Source organism: Verrucomicrobium spinosum DSM 4136 = JCM 18804 (genome assembly GCF_000172155.1).
Classification (GTDB): domain Bacteria; phylum Verrucomicrobiota; class Verrucomicrobiia; order Verrucomicrobiales; family Verrucomicrobiaceae; genus Verrucomicrobium; species Verrucomicrobium spinosum.
In genome coordinates this window covers 6,061,811-6,088,509 of the sequence record NZ_ABIZ01000001.1, presented here as the reverse complement: position 1 = coordinate 6,088,509, position 26,699 = coordinate 6,061,811, and the positions used below count along the sequence as shown (strand labels likewise).

29 protein-coding genes are annotated in these 26,699 nt (G+C 62.2%); 3 read left to right on the top strand and 26 right to left on the bottom strand.

All coding sequences use genetic code 11. The features are described 5' to 3' along the window. Positions 1–5 precede the first annotated feature (5 nt). From VSP_RS24790 to VSP_RS24780, 3 genes are read left to right on the top strand one after another with little or no spacing between them, the layout of a single operon-like run. A complete protein-coding gene (locus VSP_RS24790; RefSeq protein WP_009964085.1) occupies positions 6–800 on the top strand; it encodes a thymidylate synthase in 795 nt (264 codons plus the stop codon). A gap of 30 nt (positions 801–830) precedes the next feature. After that, a complete protein-coding gene (locus tag VSP_RS24785; RefSeq protein ID WP_009964084.1) occupies positions 831–2,102 on the top strand; it encodes an outer membrane protein assembly factor BamB family protein in 1,272 nt (423 codons plus the stop codon). After that, a complete protein-coding gene (locus VSP_RS24780; RefSeq protein WP_009964083.1) occupies positions 2,099–2,980 on the top strand; it encodes a metallophosphoesterase in 882 nt (293 codons plus the stop codon). The genes VSP_RS24785 and VSP_RS24780 overlap by 4 nt, the downstream gene beginning before the upstream one ends. Before the next feature lie 610 nt (positions 2,981–3,590). On the opposite strand, the gene VSP_RS24775 is transcribed toward VSP_RS24780, so the two are convergent. The 26 genes from VSP_RS24775 to VSP_RS39995 form a co-directional block, all read right to left on the bottom strand. Further along, positions 3,591–4,355, bottom strand: coding sequence for a hypothetical protein (locus tag VSP_RS24775; RefSeq protein ID WP_009964082.1), 765 nt, complete (start codon positions 4,353–4,355; stop codon positions 3,591–3,593). Positions 4,356–4,367: 12 nt separating this feature from the next. Continuing rightward, complete coding sequence (locus VSP_RS24770; RefSeq protein ID WP_009964080.1) at positions 4,368–6,071, bottom strand: hypothetical protein; 1,704 nt, start codon at positions 6,069–6,071, stop codon at positions 4,368–4,370. A gap of 15 nt (positions 6,072–6,086) precedes the next feature. Next, the gene (locus VSP_RS37300; protein WP_009964079.1) at positions 6,087–8,042 is read right to left on the bottom strand and encodes a hypothetical protein; all 1,956 of its coding nucleotides are present in this window, start codon (positions 8,040–8,042) and stop codon (positions 6,087–6,089) included. A gap of 30 nt (positions 8,043–8,072) precedes the next feature. Further along, positions 8,073–9,692, bottom strand: a complete 1,620-nt coding sequence (locus tag VSP_RS24760; RefSeq protein WP_009964078.1) for a hypothetical protein — start codon at positions 9,690–9,692, stop codon at positions 8,073–8,075. Between the two features lie 71 nt (positions 9,693–9,763). After that, positions 9,764–10,267 carry a hypothetical protein gene (locus tag VSP_RS24755; protein WP_009964077.1) on the bottom strand — a complete coding sequence of 168 codons (504 nt, stop codon included), beginning with the start codon at positions 10,265–10,267 and terminating at the stop codon, positions 9,764–9,766. 51 nt (positions 10,268–10,318) lie between these two features. Next, the gene (locus tag VSP_RS24750) at positions 10,319–11,047 is read right to left on the bottom strand and encodes a hypothetical protein (RefSeq protein ID WP_009964076.1); all 729 of its coding nucleotides are present in this window, start codon (positions 11,045–11,047) and stop codon (positions 10,319–10,321) included. A gap of 50 nt (positions 11,048–11,097) precedes the next feature. After that, complete coding sequence (locus tag VSP_RS24745) at positions 11,098–12,036, bottom strand: hypothetical protein (RefSeq protein ID WP_009964075.1); 939 nt, start codon at positions 12,034–12,036, stop codon at positions 11,098–11,100. 38 nt (positions 12,037–12,074) lie between these two features. Beyond that, positions 12,075–12,815 carry a chitobiase/beta-hexosaminidase C-terminal domain-containing protein gene (locus VSP_RS24740; protein ID WP_009964074.1) on the bottom strand — a complete coding sequence of 247 codons (741 nt, stop codon included), beginning with the start codon at positions 12,813–12,815 and terminating at the stop codon, positions 12,075–12,077. A 9-nt stretch (positions 12,816–12,824) separates the two neighbouring features. Further along, positions 12,825–13,448, bottom strand: a complete 624-nt coding sequence (locus VSP_RS24735) for a hypothetical protein (protein WP_009964073.1) — start codon at positions 13,446–13,448, stop codon at positions 12,825–12,827. Continuing rightward, positions 13,441–14,385 (bottom strand): hypothetical protein, encoded by a 945-nt coding sequence (locus VSP_RS24730; protein WP_009964072.1) that lies wholly within the window; start codon positions 14,383–14,385, stop codon positions 13,441–13,443. The genes VSP_RS24735 and VSP_RS24730 overlap by 8 nt, the downstream gene beginning before the upstream one ends. 4 nt (positions 14,386–14,389) lie before the next feature. Beyond that, complete coding sequence (locus VSP_RS24725) at positions 14,390–14,854, bottom strand: phage protein Gp36 family protein (protein WP_009964071.1); 465 nt, start codon at positions 14,852–14,854, stop codon at positions 14,390–14,392. Between the two features lie 4 nt (positions 14,855–14,858). Continuing rightward, on the bottom strand, positions 14,859–15,335 hold the full coding sequence (locus tag VSP_RS24720; RefSeq protein ID WP_009964069.1) for a C40 family peptidase: 477 nt from the start codon (positions 15,333–15,335) through the stop codon (positions 14,859–14,861). A gap of 111 nt (positions 15,336–15,446) precedes the next feature. Then, positions 15,447–16,484, bottom strand: coding sequence for a hypothetical protein (locus tag VSP_RS24715; protein ID WP_009964068.1), 1,038 nt, complete (start codon positions 16,482–16,484; stop codon positions 15,447–15,449). Between the two features lie 97 nt (positions 16,485–16,581). Continuing rightward, the gene (locus tag VSP_RS37295; protein ID WP_232289507.1) at positions 16,582–17,079 is read right to left on the bottom strand and encodes a capsid cement protein; all 498 of its coding nucleotides are present in this window, start codon (positions 17,077–17,079) and stop codon (positions 16,582–16,584) included. A 68-nt stretch (positions 17,080–17,147) separates the two neighbouring features. Further along, positions 17,148–18,341 carry a phage protease gene (locus VSP_RS24705; protein ID WP_009964066.1) on the bottom strand — a complete coding sequence of 398 codons (1,194 nt, stop codon included), beginning with the start codon at positions 18,339–18,341 and terminating at the stop codon, positions 17,148–17,150. A gap of 8 nt (positions 18,342–18,349) precedes the next feature. Beyond that, positions 18,350–19,912: a phage portal protein family protein gene (locus VSP_RS24700; RefSeq protein WP_009964065.1), complete on the bottom strand. Its 1,563-nt coding sequence runs from the start codon at positions 19,910–19,912 to the stop codon at positions 18,350–18,352. Positions 19,913–20,095: 183 nt separating this feature from the next. Next, the gene (locus VSP_RS37290) at positions 20,096–21,451 is read right to left on the bottom strand and encodes a terminase large subunit domain-containing protein (RefSeq protein ID WP_053332385.1); all 1,356 of its coding nucleotides are present in this window, start codon (positions 21,449–21,451) and stop codon (positions 20,096–20,098) included. After that, positions 21,448–21,960 (bottom strand): hypothetical protein, encoded by a 513-nt coding sequence (locus tag VSP_RS24690; RefSeq protein ID WP_029190730.1) that lies wholly within the window; start codon positions 21,958–21,960, stop codon positions 21,448–21,450. The genes VSP_RS37290 and VSP_RS24690 overlap by 4 nt, the downstream gene beginning before the upstream one ends. A 3-nt stretch (positions 21,961–21,963) precedes the next feature. Then, complete coding sequence (locus tag VSP_RS24685) at positions 21,964–22,230, bottom strand: hypothetical protein (protein WP_009964062.1); 267 nt, start codon at positions 22,228–22,230, stop codon at positions 21,964–21,966. Next, positions 22,227–22,709, bottom strand: coding sequence for a hypothetical protein (locus VSP_RS24680; protein WP_009964060.1), 483 nt, complete (start codon positions 22,707–22,709; stop codon positions 22,227–22,229). The genes VSP_RS24685 and VSP_RS24680 overlap by 4 nt, the downstream gene beginning before the upstream one ends. Before the next feature lie 43 nt (positions 22,710–22,752). After that, on the bottom strand, positions 22,753–23,304 hold the full coding sequence (locus VSP_RS24675) for a hypothetical protein (RefSeq protein ID WP_009964059.1): 552 nt from the start codon (positions 23,302–23,304) through the stop codon (positions 22,753–22,755). A 28-nt stretch (positions 23,305–23,332) separates the two neighbouring features. Then, positions 23,333–23,779 carry a TIGR02594 family protein gene (locus VSP_RS37285; protein ID WP_009964058.1) on the bottom strand — a complete coding sequence of 149 codons (447 nt, stop codon included), beginning with the start codon at positions 23,777–23,779 and terminating at the stop codon, positions 23,333–23,335. 3 nt (positions 23,780–23,782) lie between these two features. Beyond that, positions 23,783–24,172 (bottom strand): hypothetical protein, encoded by a 390-nt coding sequence (locus VSP_RS24665; RefSeq protein WP_009964057.1) that lies wholly within the window; start codon positions 24,170–24,172, stop codon positions 23,783–23,785. Further along, on the bottom strand, positions 24,169–24,837 hold the full coding sequence (locus VSP_RS24660) for a hypothetical protein (RefSeq protein ID WP_009964056.1): 669 nt from the start codon (positions 24,835–24,837) through the stop codon (positions 24,169–24,171). Before VSP_RS24660 ends, VSP_RS24665 begins: the two co-directional genes overlap by 4 nt. Positions 24,838–25,034: 197 nt before the next feature. Then, positions 25,035–25,679, bottom strand: a complete 645-nt coding sequence (locus tag VSP_RS24655) for a DUF4339 domain-containing protein (RefSeq protein WP_157211038.1) — start codon at positions 25,677–25,679, stop codon at positions 25,035–25,037. Between the two features lie 9 nt (positions 25,680–25,688). Continuing rightward, complete coding sequence (locus tag VSP_RS39995) at positions 25,689–26,549, bottom strand: helix-turn-helix domain-containing protein (RefSeq protein WP_009964054.1); 861 nt, start codon at positions 26,547–26,549, stop codon at positions 25,689–25,691. Positions 26,550–26,699: the final 150 nt, after the last annotated feature.

Below are 26,699 nucleotides of genomic sequence, written 5' to 3'. Positions count from 1 at the left end.
TACTCATGCTCGAATATCAACGCCTGTTGAAGAAAGTTCTGGAGCATGGCAACTTCCGCCAGGATCGCACCGGCGTGGGGGCCTATTCCGTATTTGGCGAGCAGTCCCGGTATGACTTGAGCGCCGGGTTCCCCGTGCTGACCACCAAGAAGCTGCACCTTCGCTCCATTATTCATGAACTGCTGTGGTTCCTGAAGGGGGACACAAACATCAAGTACCTCCACGAGAACAAGGTCACGATCTGGGACGAGTGGGCGGATGAGGAGGGCAACCTGGGCCCCGTCTATGGTGCACAGTGGCGTCGCTGGCAGGGGGCGGATGGGCTGGTGCACGACCAGATTGCGGACGTCATTGCCAGCATCAAGAAGAACCCTTATTCCCGCCGTCACATCGTCAGTGCCTGGAATGTGGCCCGGATTGGGGAGATGGCTCTGCCGCCCTGCCATCTGATGTTTCAGTTCTTTGTGGATCAGGGCCGCCTGAGCTGCCAGCTTTACCAAAGGAGTGCGGATCTTTTTTTGGGGGTGCCTTTCAATATCGCCTCCTACGCGCTGCTTACCATGATGGTGGCACAGGTCTGTGATCTGCAGCCCGGAGAGTTTGTGCACACCTTTGGCGATCTTCACCTTTATGCCAATCATCTCGATCAGGCGCGATTGCAGCTTGAGCGCGAGCCGCGTTCCCTGCCGGTGATGAAGATCAATCCCGAGGTGCGCGACATCGATGGCTTCAAGTTCGAGGACTTTACCCTGGAAAACTACGACCCGTGGCCGGCCATCAAGGCCGAGATCGCCGTTTAACTCATCTGCCAGAGCCGACCCTGCCCGACTATGACCTTCACCCGCGCTGTGCTTACCCTCTCCTTCGTCGCCGGCACTTCGCTGGCCTGGTCAGCGCCCGCCGGTGAGGCCAGTTGGCCTGAGTTCCGCGGGCCGACGCGGCAGGGCACCTCCGATGCCGTCGGCCTGCCAGTGAAGTGGTCCACCACGGAGAATATCGCGTGGAAGGCCGACCTGCCCGGCAGAGCGTGGTCATCCCCTGTGGTGGGAGATGGGGTGGTGTATCTCACTAATGCCGTAGGGGCCAAGGACTCCACGGATCCGCACGATACCTTCTCGCTCCGGGTGATGGCTCTGAACGCCACGGATGGCAAAACGATCTGGGATCGGGAGGTGTTTGTCATCAAGGATCCGCACACCTTTGGCATTCACGGTAAGAACAGCTACGCCAGCCCCACCCCTGTCCTGGAAGGTGACCGGATTTATGCTCATTTTGGCCATTTCGGCACCGCCTGCCTGAACACGAAAGGGGACGTTCAATGGAAGAACCAGCAAGTCACCTACAGTCCGGTACACGGTGGTGGAGCTTGTCCGGTGCTGGTGGATGATCTGCTCATCTTTCCTGCGGATGCGGCCAGCAACCCCTTTGTTGTGGCGCTGGACAAGCGCACTGGCAAGATGAAGTGGAAGACGGATCGCACGGCCGGGGCGAAGAAAACGTTCTCCTTTTCCACCCCGCTGGTGATCGAGGTGAAGGGGGAGAAGCAACTCGTCTCTCCCGGCAGCAATGTGGTGAGCGCTTTGAATCCCAAAGACGGAAGCGAGATCTGGAAGGTCAGCTACGAAGGCTACTCCGTGGTGCCACGGCCTATCTATGCGCAGGGCCTGGTGTTCCTCAGCACGGGCTACGACCGGCCCACCGGCCTGGCCATTCGTCCAGATGGCAAGGGCGATGTCACCGGAACTCATGTGGTCTGGCGCATGGAGAAAGGGGCTCCGCTGACGCCCTCCATGCTGGCCGTGGGGGAAGATCTTTTCTCCGTCGCGGACAACGGCATTGTTTCGTGCTTTGAGGCCAAGACCGGCAAGCTCTTCTGGCAGGAGAGGGTGGCTCGGGCGACTTCGGCCTCGCCCTTGTACGCGGATGGCAAAATCTACATTCAGGATGAACTGGGCAATGGCTACGTCATCAAAGCGAGCCGCCAACTGGAGCTGCTTTCCACCAATGCCTTGGGTCAGAAGTCGCTGGCTTCTTATGCGGTGAATGGTCGTCAGCTCCTCATCCGCACCCAGAATACACTTTTTTGCGTGGGAACCCCATGAACGCTGATCCTCGAACCCCCTTTAGCGAAAAGCGACGCGCCTTCCTGAAGCGGTTTCGGCTGCTGGCAGCTCCCTCCATGATCATGGGGGGCGGTGCGACCTACGGCTACTCGTCTCTCATTGAGCGCCATCGCGTGACAGTGGATCGCCACGATGTGCGTCTGGCTTTGGGCAGTCGGGCTCCGGCGAAGTTCCGGGCGGTGAGCCTGACGGACTTTCACTTTGACCCCCTGTTTGAGGAGGCATACCTCGCGGAGGTGGTGCGGCGGACAAATGCCCTCAAGCCGGACATCATCATGCTGACGGGAGACTACATCTCCAACACCAGCCACAAGTTCGAGGAATTTGGCCAGGTGGTGGGTGGGTTCCAGTCCGCCTGCGGCGTCTTCGCCTGCCTGGGCAATCATGATCACTGGCACCAACCGGGGCGGATTCAGAACATCCTGGTGAAACAGGGCATTGACGTACTGGTGAACCGGCACACGCGGGTGCCTTGCGCTGGAGGCGAGGTGGTGCTGACCGGGCTGCAGAGCGTCTGGGGTGGTCGGCCCAACTGGGCGGTGGCCTCCCAGGGGTTGAGGCCGGACGACCGGACCCTCATGCTGGTGCATGAGCCGGACTACGCCAGTCATCTGGCGGGGGAGAAACAAATCGTCTTTCAGGCTTCCGGCCACACCCATGGAGGGCAGATTCGCCTTCCCGGCATCGGTGCCCTGCGCCTTCCCAGTTGGGGGGTGAAGTTCCAGGCCGGATTCTATGACGTGGACAACATCCGGTTGTATGTGAACCGGGGGATCGGCACGATCCAGTACCATGTGCGTTTCATGTGTCCGCCGGAGATCGCGTGCTTTGATGTGGTGAACACGGATGTGGTTTAGGGGTTCTTGGTTCTTGGTTCTTGGTTCTTGGTTCTTGGTTCTTGGTTCTTGGTTCTTGGTTCTTGGTTCTTGGTTCTTGGTTCTTTTGCTCGAGTTATCTCATGAACCCGAAGGGTTCGCCATGCGTAGCCATGGGTCGGCCGAGCGGAGCGAGGACTACCCATGGAAAGCGGTTGTGCGCATTGTACCGCGGAGCGGTACGCCAATGGGGTCCGAATGACGGATGTCGTGAATAGCGGGACGGTCATGCGAGGGCGGCAGCATGATGGGCCTACCGCTCCGCGGTAGATCGTCGGGGCGATGAATCCACAGGTAGCCCTCGCTAGGCTCGGTCGACCTGTGGCTATTCATGGTGAACCCTCCGGGTTCGGGGGGGCTGTGTCTGCCAAGGGATTGTTGTCAGGGGCGCGCGACGTAGTGGGGGGGCACGGGAGAGCCGTGATTGACTCATGAACCTGGAGGGCCCGGCGGGTACAGGGCTCCAAAAAAGGTGAAAGGAGTAACGCCGCAAACGATCTGAGAAAGAATTGCAGAGATCTGAGAAACTTTCACGTCACGGCTCCAGTTTCGCAGCCTTCACCCACCCACCTTGCAAGGCCCTTGCAAGACGTCACGGCGGGGTCGGTGGGCGGCCGTAGAACACCCCGTTGGACTTGGGGCGGCCATAGATGTGCTCGGGCTCGTAGGCCCCAGGAATGAAGCCAGGGGCAAACAGGGAGTTGCTCCCGTCAAACGGGTAGTGCGGGTACAGCGCGATCACATCACGATGCGGCCACACCCAGTCCATCCAGGTCTGCCCCTCGTTGGAATTGGTGATCCCCACTCCAGGGTCGGCAGGCTCAGGGACTGCGGGTAGGGGCGTCTCTTCCCAGTCCGTCCCTGGCCAGGTCGTGTTGATGCCAGGGTCATAGCCCTCGGGCACAGCGCCCTTCCACCAGTGTTCGTTGGTGTCACCCCACGTGGTGCTCGGTGCACCATTCACCGTCAGCCGCTCCTCATAGCGCCACCTGATGTGCACCATGTTCCAGTGCATGGGATGGTCACCCACCTGCCAGATCCAGCGCCAACGCACCTGCTCCCTCTGCGTGGTGACCACGATGTCGCTCTCCTCGGTGAGCTTCTGCTTGCGCCGCAGCAACCTGGCCAGGCGGAAGAAGGGCAGCGGGAAGATATCGGTCACAGTCACGCCGAGCGTCTCCCATGCCGGTGGCGTTTCATCGTCCTCCCAGTTCCTGATCTGGTAGACGAAGATCATGTGCACATACTGGGCGCGCCATTCCCCTGTAGCCAGCGGCACGCACAGTGGCGGGGTCGGATACCACTCCCGCAGCAGGTCGGCAGCGGTAATCTCAGCGTAGAGCAGCTCGTCCAGCATGGGCGTCAGGGGTCAGGCTCGCACGCGGATCAGCCCGCCTGGGGGGATGAGGAGCATCACCACATTGCCGTCGTTCTCAGGGTTCACAGTCGGTCCATCCTGATCCACGGGCCAGCTGGCACTGCCGATGGCCAGGGCAAGCTTCAGGGTGAGGTTCACCTCGCCCGTCTCGTAGTCGAGGTCCCACATCTGCTCATCAGGCATGGAGCCTGAGACGATGCGGCACTGGTCGAAGGTCATCGGTGTTGTAGGGCGGAACTCCACCACCTCTTCCCCCTCGGCATCCGTGAAGGTCATCTCCGTCATGGTCGGGGTGATCTCCAGCTCCAGCCACACCGTCACCGTGCCACCCTTGCCCAGGGCAATGTAGGGTGGCGGTATAAAGTCCAGCTCCGTGGTGTCCAGCGTGGGCGGTATCTCGTCCTCCTCGGTGCCCAGGTGCGAGGCGCTCACCCATCCGGGCGACACCCGGATCTGGCAGGTCCCCGTGTCCACGTTCACGTCGGCTGCATACACAGTCAGGCCCGTTGAGGGTACCGTCTCCTCGAACTCTGGCGCATACTCCTCCGTCTCCCCGCTGTCGATGGTATCCACCCGCTGGTCCTCATGCTGGCGGCGGGTGATCGTCCAGATCGTGGGCTTGTAGCCGCAGTACTGGGGCAGGCCCAGAGAGACATTGACGAAGCCGTTGTCCAGGCTCTCCTGCACCGTCTGCACCATCGCCCCCATGGTGGCCCAGCTCGCCTGGTCGCTCGTGATGTTGAGGCTCTGCCCCGGGTGCAGGCCCGTCACACCATCGGCCGCCCAGAGCTGCACGCCACCCTCCCAGGGCATCACGGAGAAGGCCGTGTAGAGCCGCTGGGCATAGCCTGCCAGCGCGTGCTCACCCTTCTTGAGGGTGATGGTCATGGCGATGGCATCCAGCACGTCTGGCTCCGATTCCGGCGGGTACGCATCCACCAACACAGCGGGCCGCTTCCCATCTGTGCTCACGGCCGTGCCGCTGCGCTCGTAGCGCACCACCACGCCACTAGGCACCAGATCCGGCCGGGGCTGTAGGTTCACCGCCCGCAACGGGGGCACCCCTTTGGTGAAGCTGATGGTTGTTCCCTCGTCCCCTCTCGTCGTGAGCCGGAAGGTGGGGGGCTCAGTGCTGTAGTCAAACCACACCACCGTATCGGGGTGGGCCGTCAGGGCACTGCGGATCAGCTCATCACAGCGGCGGTCCTGCTTCGTGGTGCGCGGCGGCTTGAAGGATGAGAGCACATACGGCTCCTCCTGGAGTTGAAAGCCCAAGCCCTTGCCCACTGCATAGTCCAACACCTGCTGGATCATTTGCAGGCTCGTCTGGCGCACACCGCCAGACATGTTGCTACGCAGCCGGTAGGTCTTCTCGGGAGTCTCCTCCACGCTCAGCGTCAGCACTACGTACGGCATGCGGGAGAGCTCCCACCACGGGCCGCCCACTTCGATGGTCATGCCATCGCCCGCAGACTCGCCGCTCACCACCCGGCTCATCACCCGCCCGCGGAAGTACGGCTCGCCATCGCGTTTCAGGGTGATGACCTGGTCGTAGTCGAAAGGGATCACCGCATCGGCCGCCCGATTGATGGGCAGGGACAGCACGTCCACCGCCTGGTTGTTGCGGGTCAGGGTGCCCAGCGTCACCCCCCAGTGTTCTGGGGTCTCGTCATTGATGAGCCATTCGATTGCCATGGTGCTGAGGTGTGTTTACCGTTGGGCGCTCGCGGATGACTCCAGGGCCTCCAGACGGGACTTGATTGCGTTGAGGTCCTTCGTTGAGCTCTCCAGCCGGAGTGCCACAGATGACATGGCGCTGGCCATGGCGGAGAAGCCGTTCGCCACTTCACCACCCATGTTATTGAGGACATCCTGGACCTTTTGCAGTTCCTGCGGTGCAATCCCATCTTCGATGCTGGCAGCCAATCGCGCCATGGCGTCGGCGGTGGCGTCGTCGATGCCACGCTTTTTGGCCTCCAGGGCCTTGAGCCCTTCCACAAGATTCTTGGCATCTTCTGTCACTGACTTGTCGGTCGCCTCCAACTCCTGGCGGGCCTCGCCGATATCTTCCTGGGCTCGCTGCTGCTCGGCCTGCTGCGCCGCCTTGTCATCTTCCATGCCCGACCTCTCCTGCCACTGCTCTCCCTCGTTGGCCCGGTCCTGCACATTGCGGTCCACGGTCTTCTGCCATTCGTCAGCCACTTTTTTCCCGTTTTCCTTGGCCTGCTTGTCCGCCTGGCGCAATCCCTCCAGGACCTGGCGGTATTTCTCTATCGCCTCCTTAAAGGGTAATTCTCCCTTGCCCACCTGGTCGTCGATGCTCCTCAGCTGGTCCTTCGTTTCATCGGGGAGATTCGGATCATTGAAGATGCCTTTGGCTTCGTCATTGATCTTATTGAGTCTATCTTGGTCCCGGGCGATCTGCTTCTTCACTTCCTGCTTCGCAGCTGCCACTTCCCCTGGCTTCAGCGCATCCGTGATGCTCGGCGAGGCGAAGAGAGCCGCCTTCCCCTCAGTGATTTCCCCCTCGACCATGCGCTTGGTTTCCAGCTTGGTCACCAGTTCCTGGGCCTGCTTCAGCCGGTATTCTGCTTCTGCCTGGGCCTCCCCGGCCTGGGTCGCTTTGGCCGTGACTTTCTCCTCATCACGTGCCCTTGCCGCATCGTTGATTTGCAGCTCATCCCAGCCCGCATCACGCTGGAGCTGGCGGCGTTTTGCCGTCTTCTCACTCTCTGGCAGGTCTGCCTTTTCCAGGTCGGACAGGTCTTGCTGGAGCATGAGCTTCCTCATCTCTTTGGCGTGCTCCAGCTCCCGCTTCAGGTAGTCGGTGCGCTCATCCATCTTGCCCTTCCACCTGTCGATCGCGTCGGACTCCTGTTGCAGCACTTCAGCAAAGGTGGTCTCGCGGACGGTGGCCGAGGCCGTGCCCATGGCCTCCACCACATCAGCGGCGCCCGTCATCATTTTGGAGAAGCTCTCCAGTTTGCTCACGGCGTTCGCACCGAAGGCCCACTCCACCGCCGTGGTGAACTTCTGCCCCAGCTCCGTCTGGGCCACGGCCGCGAGGCGGCTGATGCTCTTCTCCACCTCTGGGTTCTGATCCAGAAACCCCCGGAAGGCGGACCTCGCCACCGCACCGGCGGCGAAGACGGCCGTGCCCCATGCGGCCATGCGCATGGCCCCGGACTTCATGGCCTCATCGGACGCCTGCTGCTCCTCCGCCATCCGGCGTTGCCGCCGCTCGGCCAGGGCTTCTTCAGTCTTTTCCTTGGCCGCTGCGATGGCCTCTGCGGCCCGCTGCATGGCATCCTGCCTGGCCGTCTCCCGGTTGACCTTCAGCTCAGCATTCCGCTCCGCGGCAGAGACGTCACCCTCGCCCCCGTTCATCCCCTCCAGGAAGCTGTCGAGGTCATCCTCATCATCCCCCGCAGCCCTGGCCAGGGGCGACCCGGCCACTGCTCCCATTTCTTTGGCCAGCTGGTTCCAGTCCTTGGTCGCCTTGGCCGCCCGCTGGATCGCGCCCTCCGCCTCCGTGGCCTTGTCACCCACCTTCTCCATCCCATCTGCCGCCGCCTCAGCGGCCTTGGCAGATTCCTCCAGGCCCTGCGTCACCTGTTTCAGGGCGGCAGTGTCGGCTTGAGTGGTGAGCTTGATGACGTAGGGCACGGGGCGTGGAGGGGTGAGGAGTCAACAGGGTCAGCTGGCCTTGAATGAAGTGATGCTCAGCCCCACCACATCGGCAGAGCCAGCACTGGGCACCACAGACACATCGCCAAAGATGGCGATGCGATCACCCGAGCGGGGCGTGACGTAGATGCCCAGCGGCATCATGCAGGAGCCGAGGGATCGGGTCTGCGAGCTCGTGATCTGGGTGGGAAGCGTCAGAGACGGGCCGCCCACATCCGCCGCCGTGTTGTTGATGCGGCGGAATTTGAGGGTCATGGTCCGCGAGCTGGAGAATGTGGCAGCGGCGAACTGGAGATTGACGTGGCCAAACAGCAGATACACCCCGGGCATCGGCAGCTCGACATAGCCACCGAGTTGGGTGGATGTCGCCGTCAGAGTGTCCGTGGAGGTGCGGTTGTACTGCACGATGCCCGTCTTGGCGTCTGTGTTCCAGTCGAGGTTGGAGATCAAGAACATGTTGCTGTTCTGTCCACCCACGGATGCGTTGCCACTGATGGTGACCGTCCCAGCCGAGCCACCACCAGCCCCGCCATCACTGCCTCCACCCAGTTGGATGCTGTTGCCGCCGCCAGTCCATTTTACGTCATTTCCTAGATTCACGGACTTGCCGGGGACGCCTGGGGTGGACATATCACCGGCTGCTCCGTACCCGTAGATGTTACCTGACAGCAACAATGGCCCTGCTGCTTGCAGGCTCCCACCCGCATTGCTCTCCGCCAGCGATCCATCAGTGATGACGATGTTTTGCACTTTTGCCTGCTCCACCCCGACGAGATTCACGAACTGGCCTGGAGCCGTGAGGTTCCCCATTTCCCCCCGCAGATACAGATTGATGGAGTGCCCCCCACCAGCGTCCCACGTCACAGTCAACTCAGAGAAGTTGCCCATGTTGCTGTAGCCAGGCAGAAGGTCCAGGAACAGATACCCAGGGTATTCCTGGATCGTCACACTCTCGGTGGCCGCCAGCGTCCGCACACGAAGAGTCCGCATCTCAAAGGTGGACGGCGCTGCAAGCAGGTCATCCAGTGCAGCCTGAATCGTCAGGTACGGCTTGCTCGGGTCACCCACGGTGCCGGTGCTGTCGTTGCCACTGGCATCCACGACGGCCGTCAGGCTCTCCTGGGGGCTGGTGATGCCCAGGGTGGCCCGGGCCGTGGCGGCGTCGGCATCATCCAGGAGGGTCCTGGCAAAGGCCGTGAAGTCGGCGGTGGCAACAGCATCAGAGCCCGTGAAGTACGGCAGCTTGTCCGCGCCCGTGGTAAGCCCAGCCAGGGCGGTCAGCGTGGCGTCTGCCGCCTGCTTGGCCGCCAGGTCACTCACCAGGTTGGTGATGGATGATTGACCGATGTTGGAGAGCGTGTTGCTGCCGCCATCGATGGTCTTGCCAGTGAGCGTCATCGTCACGCTGTCCAGCCATTCACCGATCTGCGTGATCGTCGCCTTGCGGCTTGCGGGGGTGCCGTCTGGGTCAACCGTGACCTCAAAGATATCAGTGCCAGACAGCGAGCTGGCGGCCGTCAGGTCCCTGATCTTCTTGGGGGGTTGGGCATGGGCATCAGGGGCGACGAACGAAAACGCCAGAGCCAGGCTGGCGGCCAGCAGGGTGGGTTTGAGGAGGTGTTTCATCATGGGTTTCTCAGGTTGGGTTGGCTTGTGGTTATGGGTGGAAACTTGCTGTGGGTGGAGCTGCTCGGGCCAGGTCAGGCTTCGTCCTCCTGCACGCGGATGCCGCCGTCCTCGGTCTCGCGCTCCTCGTCGCCCTCAGTGATGCGGGCTCCCCAGACGCCGGTGCGGTTGGGAGAGATGGCCCCGCCCAGGATGCTGTAGTGCAGTCGCAGGCTCACTCCCATCGGGTACATCACCGGCGGGGTGATGATGCAGTTGGCAATGTCGAACTCCGTCCAGGTGCCAGGCATGGGACCGTCTTCGCGAAAAGTCACGGTGCCCTCCCAGGCATGGGCCGTCGAGATCGACCGCATGAACTCATGGACCTCGGCGAAGCTGTCGAAACGGCGGATGGTGTCGAACTCCACCTGCTGGGCCAGGTTGCCCCGGTCCGCGAACTGGGGCACCTCCCATTGCCAGCCTTCGACTTGCTGCTGGATTCTGCGGGGAGTCATGTTGAACTCCCCACAGGAGGAGCTCCGGTGCTCGCCCAGGGCGGGATCGCCAGCGAGGTAGAAGGTGCCGATGTAAACGCGCATAGAGTGGGAGGGTGTGGGTGGTGATGAAGGGGTGGGTGGCTAACGAGGAAATTACCGTGGGGCATTGATGCGGACCTGCTGCATCTGCTGCTTTGCGGCACTGGTCGTCTGGCGGGTCCGCGCCTGGCTGGCCCGCATCTGGGCCATGGGCATGGTGTGGAGATTGCGGGGTCGTCGTGAGCGGCCGGCCGGCAGGGCCTTGCCCCGGTCTGCGGCCGCGCTCTGCTGTTGGGATCTGCGGACGAACTCAGCCCCGGGAGCTTGCCGGTCCATCTGCTCCCCCTGCGCCTGGGACCGGGCCACGAAGCGGCCGCTCTGGGCCTGGGATGCCTGCTGGAAAGCTGGCCCTGGTGACCGCCTCATCATGTCCGCAGACTGCTCCCTCGATGCCTCTACAAACCCCCGGCCTGGCGAGCGGCGGAGCAGCTCGGCCGACTGCCTGCGGGAGGCCTCCAGGAAGCGGTTGCTCTGGGCCTGGCTCGCTTCCTGGAAGCGGTTGCCAGGGGACCGTCGCACCATCTCCGCAGAGGCCCGCTGGGAGGCCGCGATGAAGGCCTCACTCTGGCGCTGCGACGCCTGGCGGAAGAGCCCCCCCGGTGACCTGCGGGCCATCTCAGCGCTCTGCCTCCGCGAGGCATTGAGAAACAACCCGCTCTGCCGCTGGCTCGCCCGGGCGAACGCACGCCCCGCATCCTTCTGTTTCCAGGTCGCCGTGCGTCGGGCACTGGCGGCCTGGAACTTGGAGGAGCTGCGGGCGCTGTAGTCGTTGAGGCTGGCCATGGTGGCGGGTCATTGCAGGGGCCTTGCAAGAGGCGTTGCGTCAGGGCCTGTCAGGCCCCCTCTTCATCAGGGTCTTCCGTCCCCACCACAAAGAGCGGATCCACCACTCCGCCAGTGAAGGTGCGGGTGGCCCGGAACTCCATCTGCCCCACCCGGCGCACACTCGCACCATAGGCCTCGTTGCCCAGGATCGGAGCTGCTCCACTGAGGGAGACGAACACACCCGTGCCTGCGATCTTGAGCTTGTTGGTGGTCGCGGTACTCCCGCCACGCACGGCCCCAGCGCCCTGGTGCTTCAGCAGGGCCAGCACCTGTGCGGGCGTCACCCCGTCAGGGATGAACTTCGCCGACACATCCAGGGACTGGAAGGTATAGTCGAACAGGCCCTTGTGATCATTCGTCTCCGGGTTGAGCTGGAGGTTGAACTCCACAGCAATGCCTTCCTGCGTCTGGAAGCTGTCCCATGGCGCATCCTCACCCCATGAGCAGGTGTAAGGCTGGGTGATGATCTGGGCCGCGTTGAAGGCGGCATCGCCCGGGTAGGCCTCGGTGCTGTCGGTGAAGAGCGAGTTGGCGTCAGCCCAGGCGCTGGCCTCCGCATGCAGGCAGGTGAACTGCACATCGCCAAACAGCGTCCTCGTGGCCGCCAGCATGATGTTCGGCATCTTGGTCACCGCGCCTGCTTTGTACACACGCTTCTTGCCATCGATGGTCCAGATGGTGATTGTCTTGTCTGCGCCAAAGACGCTGGACCCAATGAGCGCCGATGCATAGGGGAAGAGCACGCCCAGGGCCGCCCACTGTCCCGCAGGGGTGAAGCTGATCTGGTGCATGATCTGGTCAACACGGTCGTCGACCTTGCCGAAGTTGGCCACGTTCACCGCGAAGGTTTCGCGGCCCAGCGTGACCGTGATGTCGCCCTGGGAGTAGAAGGTCTGGGCCTGGTACTGGATGATCGCGGGGCCGCGCAAGATATCGGTTCTAGACATAACTTTTAGTAGGTGGGAGGTGGGTGGTTGGGGTGGGCTTATTCGTCAGCGATGGGGGCCCAGTTGCAGTCGGAGGGGATCATCCCCTCCAGGTAGGCCACCGCCTGGAAGTCGATGGGGAACACCGTCTCCGGGGGCAGCGTGATCGGGCCGCTGTAGAGCGTGGCCGCCTCATTGGCGGGACCGGGATAGGAGCCGTCCGCCGTCCAGTAGATCTCAGCTCCAGCAGTGCCACAGGTGAGGGTGATGGTTTCGCCCGGGGTGATCTGCGGCTCCATCACCTTCCTCACGCGGTCCAGCCCCGTGCGCAGTCGCAGCACCACCAGGTAGTGCACCTCCCCTTGGACTGGGGCTTGCAGCGGCCGCATCGGCTTCTTGTCGGCGGTGAGGACGTTGCCCACACGCCGGGGCACATAGCGGTGCAGGAGGTTGAGCACGTTCACCCCGATCTGTTCGGCGTTCTTCCCCACGCCACCGCTGGCAGTGTCATCAGCGATGAGCGGCCGCACAATGACCTGGAAGGACTGCACCACCTCAATGACCGGCCCGGGAGATTCCCCCTCTGGCGCATCCACCTCGGGCATCAGCACGATCACGCAGGAGCCTGCCTTGCCATCCTTCTCATTGAGCCCGCTCAGGGCCAGTTCCACGTCACTGTCCACCAGCCCCTTGCGAGCCAGCAGCACAGGGATGTCGCTGAAGAACACATCGTTGGCCAAGCGGCCGTACACGTCCTCTTGCAGGAGGCTGATCACATCGTCGTTCCAGGTGTTGCTCATGATCAAGATTCAAGATTGCAGTTGGGCGAGGTCCTCTCGCAGCATGTCAGCCGCCGCCCCCTCAGCGGCCACCGTGTATTGCTCTTCGCTCGGCAGCAGGCCCCGGTCCTGGGGCAGCGTGACCGATTCCTTGAGCCAGTAGTGCACCACGATCTTGCGGCCAGACTTGTCGCCTTTGATGGGTCGGCCGCTGTCGCTCTCCTCCACCAGGGCCAGGTGTCGTCCCAGGCGGATCGGCTTCAGCCCCTGGAGCTCGCGGGCGCGGCGGCCGTAGGCCTGGGCACTGGCGGGAATGGTCAGGTACTTGGAGTTAACAGGCTTGATGGTCACAGGCCCTTCCACCCGGGCGAAGATTTCAGGCGCACCGCCCAGGGTGACCGTGGCCCCCTCCGCATTGCTCGCACTCTCTATCGCGTTGCCTCTCCGGATGAGGTATCCCGTGGGCTGTGCTCCCAGCCGGTCGGCAGTCGTATGGCGGGTGGGGGCAGCACGAAAGAGGATGTGCTCACGAGTCACCACCTCAGCAGCATCCGCGATCCTCTTGTTCAGCGGCTTCAAATCCGTCAAATCCCCCAGGAGGAACTTCAGGGCCTGCGTGACCGTGTCATCGATCTTGATGGTGATTTCAAGCATCGACTGGCCCTCCCATGGAAAAGACGGTCGCAGAGGTGATCACCCCATGCCTTGCCTCACTCTTGCGCAGAGCCGCTGCCAGCCGGGCGCGACGGTCATCATCCAGACCCCGCACACTGAACTTGCTCTTCGGGATCACCGCTTCCGGCTTGGTGGCTGGCACCTTCTGTGCCTGCTCAGGCTGGCGGGCCACCTGGCTGGGTGATGGCGTATCGAGCAGCTCACGAGCCTCTCGCCAGTGGATCTCCCGCCAGCCCATGCCGCTGTTGAAGGCGAAGGGCGGGTGCGAGACATCCAAGGCGTCACTGAAGGTGGCACTATCACCCAGGCCATCCCAGACCGGGTCCGTCTTGAGCGCGATCATGCGACCCTTGCGGAGCTCGCCACCGGCCTCGACCCACCGTTGGGGCCAGCCTTTCGTGCGACTGTCACGGGACCCACGGGGCACCTGCCTGGGGATCAGTCGCACCAGTTCCCACGCTGGGAACTGATCAACCCTCGAACCATCCAGACCACGGGCGCGGAGAGCTGCTCCACGCATGAGCTCCTCCTGCGTCTTGAGGATCAGATTGAGGCGCAGGTCAGAGGAGAGGTCACGCAGGCTGCCAGGCTCGGCAGGAGGCACGCCCCGGGCGGCATCGCCAGGGAATCCCTTCTCCGGTGTGTAGCCCAGTCGTTGTAGGAGCATCCGCAGCTCCAGCCGGATCTGCGGCCAGTCATTACCTCGACCCCCTTGCAGGAGCCTTTCCACCGCCGCCTTCAGAAACTGCACGTAGAAGGCATTGGTCGTCCGGGCACTGAACACCGCATTGCGCACGATCTGCTGGGCCACCTGGTCCCGGATCTGGGCCGTCCCCAGGGCAGTCGGCATCAGGCCACGCTCTGCGGCGCGGGCCAGTGCCTGGCTGATGGGTTGGGCTTTGATGGAGAGGGCCATTTGTTCAGAGGAGTCCGTTGGTGTCCTTGCGGCTGGCAATCGTGGGCCGGCTCTTCACCAGCTTGATGGCGGGACCCCCCGCCTGCTCCACGTCTGGCGTCTGGGGCGGCACAATGGCCAGCTTGCAAGCCGCCACATCGCGGAGTTCGTCCACCGCACGTTCTGTTTCCTTCTGGCGCAGGGCGTCGTTCAGGGAGCCCATCTGGGGCAGGCGCGTGAAGAGGTAGTCACGCACCAGGGCCAGGGCGCTGGCCTTCAGTTCGGAGGGGATGGTCTGGCCATCGCCCAGGGTGTTCTTCTGGCAGGCTGCCACGTAGCCACGCACCTTGCCGGTGATCTCTTCTATGGCCTCGGCCACCAGATCTGCGGGATCCTGGCTGGCCTGCTTGGCCGCATTGAGCAGCGCCGTGTACTCCGCCGCGGCCAGGCGGCGTTTCAAGTCTTCATCAGTGAGAGTGATCCAGGCCATGAGGTCAGATGGTGGAGAGCTGCACGGGCTGCATGAGCGTTGACCAGGCCAGGTGCCCTGGAGCCACCTCTGCGGCTGGGATGCGGGCCAGGAGATCCACCCCGGCATGGTGCAGGGCGGCGAACACGAGCTCGCTACAGAACCAACGCTCATTCTCCCGGGCAGACACACGTGACACGAACCGCGCTACAGATCGGTAGTCATAGCCCATGCCGATCTGCGCCTCCGCAAACCGGAACGCCTGCTTCCACTGGGCCTCGGTCATGCCGGGCACAATGAAGGCATCCACGCCCTCCCAGTCGGTGATGGTTTTCTTCCGTACCCCGGCCCCCTGCCAGCTCTCGATAAGGGTGTGGTTGTCGGGGTAAAGCAGGGCCGCGTGGCTGTACACGCTGCGGGTCTGCAGCCGGATCAGGCCACTCACAATGCCCCGCCCTTTGAAGAGCAGGATCACACCAGGTGATGAGATTTTGAGTGACATGGTCAGGATGCAGGAATCAACAGTTGAAGAGAAGACAAGGGGCGCAGTGCAGCGGAGCAGCCACGCCCCTTGTCTGGTGTCAGCAGGCCCGATGAACCGGGCAGAACAGGCTTAGTTGAAGGTGACGGTCAGCTTCTCGATGCCGACGTCGCTGGTGCAGATGATGTCGCTGTAGTGCTCCACGGCCACCAGGGTGCGCTTCATCTTCGGGATCACGTGCACCCTCATCGGGCCGCTCGTAGTCGGCGTCACAAAGCGCTTGATGTTGGACGGATCCTCCTTGCTGAGTCCCTTCCGAGCGTCGTAGGCGAACGCGACGTCACCCAGCAGCTTGGCTTTCGTCGACACCGTCGACTGACGACGAGCGTTGAGCGTGACCACCCGCTCGACCTTCAGGAAGTCGGCGAGCTGCTCGTCGGTGAGACGGGCACCCACTTCATCCGGCGCGGTCTTGGTGCGCAGGGCGATCACTCGTTTCAGAGCTGCTCCACCACCCAGCACCACGAGGCTCGGATTGAAGCCACGTTTGTCTCCCGAACCGTCCACGAGACTCAACAGGTCAGCGTCTGGATCGCGAGCGGCGTTGGTCGGTCCCCAGTTCACCCCGGTGTTGCTGTCGTTGGCATCAAGGATGCGCAGCACGCGGATGATCTCGGTGCGGAGGAGGCGGTTGCGCAGGCTCTCCACGGCCCGCTGCTGGATCTCCGGCATCTCGCCACCTTCATCGTGATCGATGACCATGGCCAGACCCTTGTTGTGAGTCTTGCCGTTCGCATCATCACCCTTGGCGTCGACCGTCTTGAAGTCTCCACCGATCTGACGCATGTCAGAATCATCGTCATCCGTCATGAACGCTTCCTTGTTGGAATGCGTGCGGTAGCTGAAGCGGCGGGCCGCTGGCACTGAGGGAGCCAGGGATTCCAGGGTGCCGAGCAAATCAGTCGGATCCACGATGGTGGCGATGAACTGTTGCAGCGGCTCAGAGAGCGTGGCGGCGTCCAGGTTGGCGTCGTTGGCGAAGCCATGGAGGGTGCCGAGTGTCTCGTCGGTCAATGCGTACATCATACCTGCACGCATGGTGAAAAGGTCGGCCGGGGCGGCGTTGTGGAACGCCGTCATTTCAGGACCAAGATAAAAAGATTGTTTCATATGGAATGGAAATTTGAAGTTGAACCATTGCCGTCTCTCCGACTGTCACGCCTGATCCCAGGTGGCGTTCCCCTCTCGGCAGTTGATTGGTTGGGGCTTAGGTCACGACCAGCTTCACAGGCACGCAGTCCTGCACCTCGATGAGGTCGCCGTCTGCACCCGCCGCAGTGAGTGCCGTGCCGACCCCGTAGTAGGTGCCAGCACCCGCAGGCAGATCTTGCACCTTGCCAGCGGCGGCGGTGAAGACTTGCTCGCCCACAGTGATGGCCTCGGAGGCTACCATCTTCTTGGTGGACCCCTTGCCGAGCAGGAGCACGCTCACGCGCTCATCGATATCGACAATGTTGTCCACCGTGCCCAGGGGGATTTCAGCGGCTCCGCAGGCGGAGACCTGGTTGTCCGCCGTCCCTTTCTTGTAGAGGAGATGGCGGGTGGTGATGGCGGCCTCCGCCTTGCGGTCGACGGCGCTGTGATGCGTGCCGACTGCCTCCTCATAGGTATTGGCCATGGCCACGCCGTGGCGGGGCCGTCCGCCAAACAGGCGGTCACCGGCTGTGACGACAGCGGTCGCAACAGCCACGAGTAGTTGTTTCATCGTGTATTTCATGTGGGTGGGTTCTGTGGGTTCTGGGTTGCGGTCCGTGCCGTCGTGTTGCCACCTGATCAGGCGGCCGTCTGCGGCTGGAAAACGGTGGGATGCTTCCTGCGGGCGTTGGTGAAGGACTGCGCGTGGTTGTTGGGGTTGCCTGGGTAGGTCCGCTCCAGGATGTCCCGCTCCACCTGCACCGCGTTGGCGATGGCCTGGGCACGGGTCGGGTCCGTCTTCGGCTGCAAGGCCTCTGCACGGCGGGCGGCGGCTTCGGTCGTCTGGCTCTTCGTCTTGAGCTTGGGGTCGGCCTTGCCGAGCGTCTCCAGCTCGGTGCCGATGGCGGCATCGTTGGCGAGGGCCAGCAGGCGGGTGGACTCTGCGGTCCGCTCAGCGGGGAGCACGCGGCCCTCAGTGACCAGGCGGTCCAGGGCGAGCTCAATGCGGGCGGAGCGGGCGGCTTTGACCGCGTTTTCCAGACCCGTCTTGGTAGTTTCCAAGTCCGTCTTCGCGACCTCCGCGTCTTTCTTTGCCTGGTCAGCGCCAGTCTTGGCATCTTTAAGGGCGGCCAGGTCGGCGACGATCTTGGTGACAGCCTGGATGACGGCCGCTTCATCGGCGGTCTCAGCCAGACCCAGCAGTTTGAGCAGCTCAGGGCTTAGTTTCATGGGTGCGATTTCGTTGGTGGGTGTGTTGTCCGCCTCATTGGCGAGAGCGGGCACAGGGATGTTGGGCGTGTTGGTCAAGCCCACGGAAATGAGGTAGACGGGGCGGTAGCCGCCCTTGCCGTCTGGCATGGCGTCCCAGTACACGGAGTGGTAGCGGTAGTGGGCGTTGGCGATCATCTCCGCCCCAGGCTTGCTCCACTTGGGCACGATGCGCAGGCCCGTGGCTTCAGCCTGGAGGGACTCGATCCAGGCATAGGCTTTGCCATCGGGATACAGGTGGCCTTGCCCTGGCACGTCAGGATGCCCGATGTAGACAGGCGTGCCCACATTGGCCAAACGCTTGATACGGGACCAGGGCTTGTTGAAATTCGAGACGAGCTGCTGGGCCGCCGCCTGATCAAAGCGCTGCTCCCCCAGCTTGTGCGCGTAGTTGCCATAAGGCACGAACAGATGCCCCTGGTCCACCACCTCGAACCCGGCATCGCCCAGGAGGGCGTTGGCGATGGCTTCATTGGCCATTGCCACACGACCAGGCGCGGCACGGAACATCGAGACAAGGCGGAGCAGCAGGCTGGCAGCAGCGGTGAGAAGACGGGTGTGCATGATCGGTATCAAGGGTTGGTCTTGGTGGCGAGGTTTTCCCGGGTGATTGCAACAGGGTTCAAGCCCTCAACAAAGGCATCACCCAGGATGCGGCTCAGGGCGGCCTCGGTGGCCTCGCCATCCAGCACGGCCTCGGTGATCTCATCCCACTTGCCGTCCAGCTCGCGGAGACGTGTCTCCAGGTCCTGGTCGTCATCCGCCTCCAGGATCTTGGCGATGGCGGCATAGATCGGAGCCAGGTCAGTGACCACGGCCTCACGTAGGGCCTGCTCTTCAGCAGGGGCCTCATTGGCCAGCACAGTAGTGGAAGGGGCGGCAGCTGTGACAGCAGCAGCCACACTCGCTGCCTGGGCCTTGCCCGCTTCACCGGCCAGGTCGTCGCCCTCGTCCGGCAGCGTACGGCCGTATCTCTCGGCGATATCTGCCTTGGACTGCGGGATGCCCAATTTTTCAAAGTGGTTGTCGATCTCCATCTCCGCCCGGTTGTCCTGGTCGGGAGTGGGCTGAATCTTGATGTAAGCCAGCGGCTCAACCGCAGGCCCAAAGACATAGGCAATAACCTGGCGGGTCAGCTGGATGTTGAGCGTGTCGGAGATCAGCTCGCAATCGTCCTTCTCCAGGATGCCCGATTCTTCGCCCTGCAGACTGGCTCCCACACCGTCCGTGCGGCTGATGGTGGAGAGGTCACCTCCACGCACCAGGCGGGCGATGGCCGCATCCATGCGGTCCACCATTGGGCGGAACGGGGCTTCCCCTGTCTTGCCCGCTTCGATCAGCTTCACCTCGCTGCCTGTGCTGGAGGCCATGACCCACTCGTTGGCAAACTCCTCCAGGGCAGTGACGAACGCATCCCATTCAGGGGTGCCGATCTGCGCGTTGGTCGTGCCATGCACACCCGGGATCCCGAATCGCTCACTAAAGTTGAGCCAGTCGGCCAATGAGAGTTTCTTGAACATCCAGCAGACCGAGATGGCCTTCATGAGACCCTCGCCCACAGTGACCATCCACCCATCTGGATCCAGTTCCATGCCAGACGCCTGGCTCATCGGCCCGGTGTAGCGCAGCTTGCCCTCGGTGTTCTCGAAAAGGTACAGTGGGCAAAACTTCAGCTCGGCCTGCAATTCGCGGCCCGGCTTCCAGATGATCTCATGCACCGCATACTGGTGCATCTGCGCGCCCATCATCTGGCGCACCAGCAAGCTGAACCCGCCACGGACATTGAGGTCCAGGCAATCGGTCACCGTGAGCCGGTTGAAGAACGTCTCCAGCGCATCCTTGTGGCTCTGCGCCTCCGGGCTGTCTTCTTCCACCAGCACAATGTCCCACGGTCGATGTGCCACCGCCTTGGTGCGCTTGGACACCACCGTGCGCACCATGTCATCGCGGTCGATGATGGCATTCCAGAGCAAGGCAGCATTGCGAACCCAGCCGCTTTCGAACATGTCGAGATCACGGCTCAGCGTGGCGGGCGTGCAGTTGCGCAACGGGTTGTAGCGCGTCTGCTTCCACTGCCTGGCCGCATTGCCCGTGGCAGGCTTGTTGATCAGTCCACTTTGGTGACGGTCAGACATGGCTCACGCCCCCCTTTCTGATCACGAGTTGCCTTGGTCGATGGGATGACCGTCCCAACGGCCTTGCATTCGCTTGCAAGGGCCTTGCATTTTGGCGCGTGGCGAAACGCCCGGTCTTCGGGCGGTGATTCGCCCCGACGCAGCAGCGGCCGTTTCTGTGGCTTGGAATGTGCGATGAAACAATCATGCTGCCATCCTCCTTTCACGAGGACGCGCAGACTTCACAGACTGCATGCCGCCGACAGCTCCACCAGTACCCGCAGCACGACGGCAGAGAGCCAGTCCAGTGCAACGGTCCGCGTGCCCATTGGGGGAGTGAGGAGCGCGGTAGGTCACGTTGCCCGCCGCTGTCACCACCCGATACATGGAGTGCAAGTCCTCACGGATCTCACGAGTGCCTGGTACGAGGAGGCCACGCTGTTCCATGGCCACCTTCAGGCTGGGGAAGATGTCACGCTTCAGGGAGTCGGTAAAGGTGCACAGCTCCACCTTGCCAAACTGGTGCTTGTCGAAGTTCCACTCGCCAAACTTCTCCACCAGGAGATCGCCCGCGCCCACACCCGCTCCGGTGTAGTCCAGGCACAGGCGCGTGATGTTTTTCAGGCGGTGACTCACGAGCTCCACCTGCTTGGGGGTGCTCATGCCTCGCATGACCAGCACTTCCTTGGTCACCAGGAGCGGGCCGATCTTCTGGGCCGTCCACAGGACGGAGAGATCCTTCTTTCGGGCGAAGTCCCACCCAGCATAGAGCGGGAACTGTGGGCGGGCGGCCCAGAATGCATCAGGCTGTGTCGTCGTGGCCTCCGGTGCCTCGCAGGAACCAATCAGCTCGTAGGACAGCAGCACCCCAGCAGCATCCAGGAACTCGCACTCGTACTCCTGTGCCCAGCCCTCGGGATCATCCAGCATGGCCCGCAGCTCCTCGGGATCGACGGGCAGACCAGCGGCCACCGCGTCATGGATGGTGACCTTGTGCTTGCTCCACTTGTGCTTGGTGGAGTTTTCCTTGGTCCAAAGATCATGTGCCTTGTTGCCCTGGCCATTGGGCGTGGTGATGAGACGCACCTTTTTTTCGCCACCCCTCAGCGGGTTGGTGATGGATGGCAGGATCGCCCGCCAGGTCGCGTCAGGATCTTCGAAGAACGCAAACTCAGTCATCAGCACGTTGGCGCTGAAGCCACGCACCGTGTCTGGCCGACCAGGCACCGCGATCACCCGGGAGCCGTTGGCAAACTTGATCTCGCCCTGCTTCAGCAGCGCCTCGGGACCATCACGCTCTTCACGGATGCCCTCACTGGCCAGGTCGAATGCCTCAGACCACTCACTGCACTTTGCCAGCGTCTCCAGGGACTGCCGCTCAGACGGTGCAGCGATCATCCAGGTCGTCTTGTCTCGCAGCTTGCAGTCACGCACGATCTCAGCCGCAGAGGAGAAGTCCTTGCCGGTCTGACGGGACCACAGCCCATACTTGAACCGCGATTCATCATCCACCCACTTCCGCTGGTAGGGCAGCAAGAGATCTAATGGAGACTTCATCATGAGATTCCAAACACCGCCTTCATCTTCCGATCCCGCTCCTCGGGAGTGAGCGCCTTGTCGCCGAGCAGCTCCTTGGCCTTGTCGGCCTGGGCCACCTTCTGCTCCATGAGCGCCACCTTGCGATCCTCCCGTTTTCCCGTCTGGGCTTTGATCACCAGCTCCAGCGCTGCCTTTTGTTGTTTCCAATCCCCGCTCTTCCGGGCACGCAGCAGAAAGAGGGCCTGCTCCAGCTCCTGGAGCTGCTGCAAGTCGAGGCTGGAGCCGCGCTCCTTGATGAGATCCATCAGACCGGTGATCTCCGTGTCCGCTTCCCGCAGATCCCGTCGCAGCGAGAACCAGGCATAGAAGTCCGACAAGGCACCCACCGAGGTGCAGACGTCCATCTCCTCGGCCAGCCACTTGCACACCGCAGCGTGCGTGGACTTGTTCTGACGCTCCCAGATCTCCTCCTGGAGCTCGTCTGATAGCATCTTGAGTTTCGCGTCTCCGCGTGGTTTCCTGGTAGACATGGTTCATGCCAATCCCTCTTGTTTCCGGCCGCGTTCGGTCAGGATCCATTCGTCCTGGTCCATCTCCTCGTTGTGGGTGTAAGAGACATAACCCTTGCCCTGGTTCCACAGCAGGGCGGCGTTCACCAGGTCCTCGTCGGTGACCAGGGGCGTGTCGTTGTTGATCTTGCCAGCCAGCCACTGGGCCGTGGCCCGCTTCCCAGTCGGGAAGGCGCTCAAGATGCGCCGCACTTCCTTGATCAGCTCTCCTGATGCTTTGGCATTGCTCATGACGAACGGGCTCCTTTCTGTCTCAGCATCTCGACCACGCCTTCCGTCTTGCTGGCCTGTTCAGAGACTTCGTTGATCCGGTCGAACGCCGTTTTGATCGAGTCCTGGTGCATGCGAGAGACGTCCTTGGAATGCTCCTCAACCGTCTTGACCACCGAATCCAGGTGACGGTGGAGGTTCTGAATATCCTCGCTCCGGGACTTTTTTAGGTCTTCGAAAGCCTTGTCGAACTTCGCCTCAAAGCGGTCCATCCGCCTGGCCAGGTCTTCATGTTGCTCCTTGGTCGCATAGACGGGAGCAGTCTGCACCTGCACCTGCACAGGGTTGGGCTCTACCATCACCTTGCGACTGGCAAACCGACCGTAGATGGCCAGAGCCAGCCCCCCGACAAATACCGCCATGGAGATCCAGTCTTTGAAGAAGCCTGAATCGACAGGGGGCGTCTGGGGCAAGGTCTCGGCGAGTAGCGGAAATAACATACGTGGGAGCGTGGGAGTCGTGTTGAGTGTTGGAGTTCCGCCTTCAGGCGGTCAGTCGTGCCGTGGCCCGCATGAGGGGCAACACGGAGGCGAAGAAGCCCGCCCCGGCCGCGAAGCCGAGACCTGCGAGCCAGGGATGCTCTGCAATGGTGGGCTGGCACAGGGCCGTGAGCATGACCCCCTGGACCACATAGACCAGGGCACTGCCGATGCCGGGGTTGGGAGTGTGCCCCTGGGCCACCAGCAAGAGATGGGATGCCAGGGCATCCCCCACCAGGGCTCCCACCAGCACACCCAGCCACACCGGGTCAGGCGCGAGCAGGCCATGCCGGAAGGTCAGCCAGGAGGCCACCACCTGGAGCCCCAGGGCAGGCAACACCACCAAGACCACACCTGCGATGAACCCAAAGCCTTCCACCAGGCGGTTGCCTGAGATCCGGCCAAAGTAGGTCCAGAGCTCCCCCTGCACCTCCTCCACGAAGTGGACCACGGCCACGGTGCACAGCCATGTCAGCAGCAGCGCCGTCCCGAAGTCGACCAGGAACAGGAAGAGGATGCCCAGGAAGGGGGCGATGTAGATGGGTGGAATGATCATGCTCGAATCGGGGTCAGGTTGAGGCGCTTCACTTACTTTCCTTGAACCGCCTCACCCCGCGCACCAGGGAGCGGGCATAGGGGGCGATGCTGACGGCGTTGCCCTGGTTGCCACCCAGGACCCAGACCTTGTCGCCTTCCAGGCGGTCAAAGATGGCCACGTGATTGCCGCCCGTGCGGCTGAAGACCACGGTGTCACCCTGGCGGGCATCATCCAGTTTCACCGGCTCGCCCCAGTTGAGCCAGTTGGCGGCCCGGTAGTGCTCAGCAGGCACACCCGTGGCCGTGAGGTGCCCCACGGTACCCCGGAAGATCCCGCACCAGGCAGTCTTGCTGTCGTCTTGGTCCAGCCAGTCGGGCGCAAGGCGGAACATCTCCGCGATTTGCGGGTTGGTCTTCGGCCCCGGCCATTCCTTGACCCCAATGTATTTGAGCCCCTCGGCATAGATGCGTTGATTCACGGTAGGAGTAGGCATGGCTCAGGGGAGTGGGGTTGCGGTGACGGGCGTCAGGGCCATGCGCTCCTTGCTGGCCAACTCAGCCATCTGGAGGGCATGCATTTGGCTCTGGGCCTGTTGCTTCGTGAGCTGTCCCGCCTGGTATTGGGTTGAGATCTCCTTGGCCTTGGCGATGGCAGCCTGTGACCAGGCGGCGACCGAGACGCCGACCATGGCGAGGAAGTCCTGGAAGGACTTCTGTAGGTCCGCTGTGATCGATGTACCCGAGGAGCTGGTCGCGTTGGCCGCACCGCCCAGCTGGCCATAGAAGTAAGTGTAGCTGGACTGATCAGGCCGCTGCATCTTCTCGCCCTGGACCACACAGGACGCCAGCAGGACAGGCAGACAGAGAGAGGAAACAACACCTTTCACGGCTGCACCCCCTGGTTGAGGTTGGCACCACTTTGCAAGGGCGCTGCAAAGAACGCCTGAAAAGGTGTAGTAGGCACCGCCCCACCCAAGGCCCTGGCACCAATGCCGCCCACGAGCCCCGACTCTGGCACCACCAGGGCACCCCGGATGCGATCCGCGATGGCCTGTTGAATGGGCGAGTTCTGCGTGGCGCAGCTGCTCAGCAAGCAGCTTGCCAGCAGGAGCGCGGCGACGGTGCGCGCCACGCCTGGCCCACCGTCCGCCGCCGCGCTTTTCCCGCTGATGTCCGCAGGGGAACCTTGTGAGGCCCGGCCTTCCTCCACATAGGGGTCGATGCCAGGCTCGATGATTTGAGCGAGATTGTCCTGACGCCAGTTGCGCCGGATCTTGCCGTAGGCGGCCAGGGCCAGACCGACGAGCGTGCCGATCACCCCCCAGTTGTCAGAGGCCGTCTTGGCCAGGGCCTTCAACTCCTCAGCCGGGACCACAATCCCGAAGAGGCCGCCGATCAAACTCAGACCCGTGAGCACCAGGCCAAGCTTGGTCATGTGCCCCTGGAGGAACTGGGGCTTCTGGATGGCCACCTGCTCAAGGGTGGCAAAGGAAGGCTCAGGAGCCGGGGCGTCCTGACGACGGCGGGGAAACGAATCAAGGTTGGGCGGCATGGGCGGCGTGGGTTGAAGTGGGACGTTCGGTGGAACGCCCGCCTCTTAACCCCACTTGGTACGAGGGTCTAACAACCCCGCAAAAGCCGCATGATCCGCAAAAGAAAAGTGCATCCAGACAGGCCCAGCAGGGGCACTTGTCGGGATGCACTCAGTATTTCAGGCCGCCTTATCGCACACTGGCGGCCGTTTGGCAATCAGCGCTGCTTCAGTTGCTTCAGCAGCTCATTTTGCGCTCTGATCAACTCCACACGCTTTTCCCTCAATGGGTACATGAAGTCGCTCGTTGGCGATGCCTTTTGCTCGATTGCCTCTCTTTGTGCATCATCCACATTCACGCCTTCAGCAGGCACGCCCAATTCATCAGCAGTCGCCACCATGTCTTTTGCCAACGATACCGCCTGAGCGGCAAGCCTATGAACGGGGCGCACATTCCCCCCCATGAACGGCGCGTTGCGGACGATGCTCTTTGCCATCCTCTCAAGTACATATGCACGAAACCGCAGTGCCAGGGGGTCATCCGGGAAAACATACTCATTGGGAAACCGTTCCAGTGTCGCCGCCACCGCCATTTCGCGAGTGTTGTTCTGCCAAAACGCCAGCCCGTAAAGAGTGACCACGCCCGCGATAAGTGTTAACCCCACGATCCTCAGCCGCGTAAAGAATGGCTGCCTTTCGGCAACCCGCATCAAGGGAAACCACTGATCCCTCCCCGCCACGCGGCAATTGGAGTCAGCAGTGAACTGGCCAGCCTTCCACATGGACCGCAGCTGCGTGAGAGTGAACGGGCCAAGCTCCTCTGAGCCGGTGTGGACCTGATACAACGTCTTGGAATCGCTCATAGCGGACATTCAATAGGTTAAGGGTTTCCTGACTTCGACAACGGGATAGATAAAACGGAAGTCCTCCCGACGATATTCCATCGGAGGGTAAGCCGGGTTAAAGCTGGTAAGAAGCACTTCCTTGCCCTGGTTTTTAGCGGTGTAGAGCTTGCAAAACACATCCCCCCCAGCGTCGTCAGTCAGGCGGGCCAGCACGACGCTTCCATTGCGAGGCTCCTTGCTGGGATAGACCATGATGGTATCGCCTGGGGAAATCTTGTCCTCCATCGAATCCCCTCGGATCTCGACAGTAAACGCTTTTGGGTCTTTGACATTCAGAGCGACACGCCCTTCGTACTCATAGCCGCCATCCTCCCAACAGGCCTCCATCTTCCCGGCCTGGGCAAAGGACAAGTGGGGGATGATCCGGGCCGTTGTCCCAGGCGGCACTTGGAGATTGGGGATCGCCCCCATGGTGCCAGTGCGGCCAGTCTCGTCGATGATCTTGGGCGCATCAGAGCCTTGCATCAGATCCTCCACTGGAATGCCCAATGCGGTCGATATCGCATTGATCATCTTCTCACTGGCACGCCCTGAAGCCTCCTCCATGGCCTGAAGCACCCCCACGGCGTATCCGGTGGCTTTGGACAGGTCTCTGATCGTCCACCCTTTGGCTTCGCGAGCATCCCGCATTTTGCTACGTGGGGAGGGCGTTGCCGCCGCTTCCTTCTCAATGAGATCGAGCAACACGAGGAGACTCTCACTCGGTGCACGTTTCCCAGCCTCAAGCTGATACACATAACCAACACTGAGCTTCAGCTTTTCTGCAAAATCCCTCTGTGTGAGACCCAAACGGGTCCGTAGCGCCTTCAACCTCTCAGAAAAATCCATCTGTGTGTCATTTTTAGTCTTGCCGAAATAGCACTGTGTGCTATTGCATAGTGCAAGAGCACTATGGCGCACCCTAACACAGCACAAAAGAGCCGCCAATCAAAATTTGGTAAGGCTGTCCGCAAAGCCCTGATCGACCGGGATTCCAGC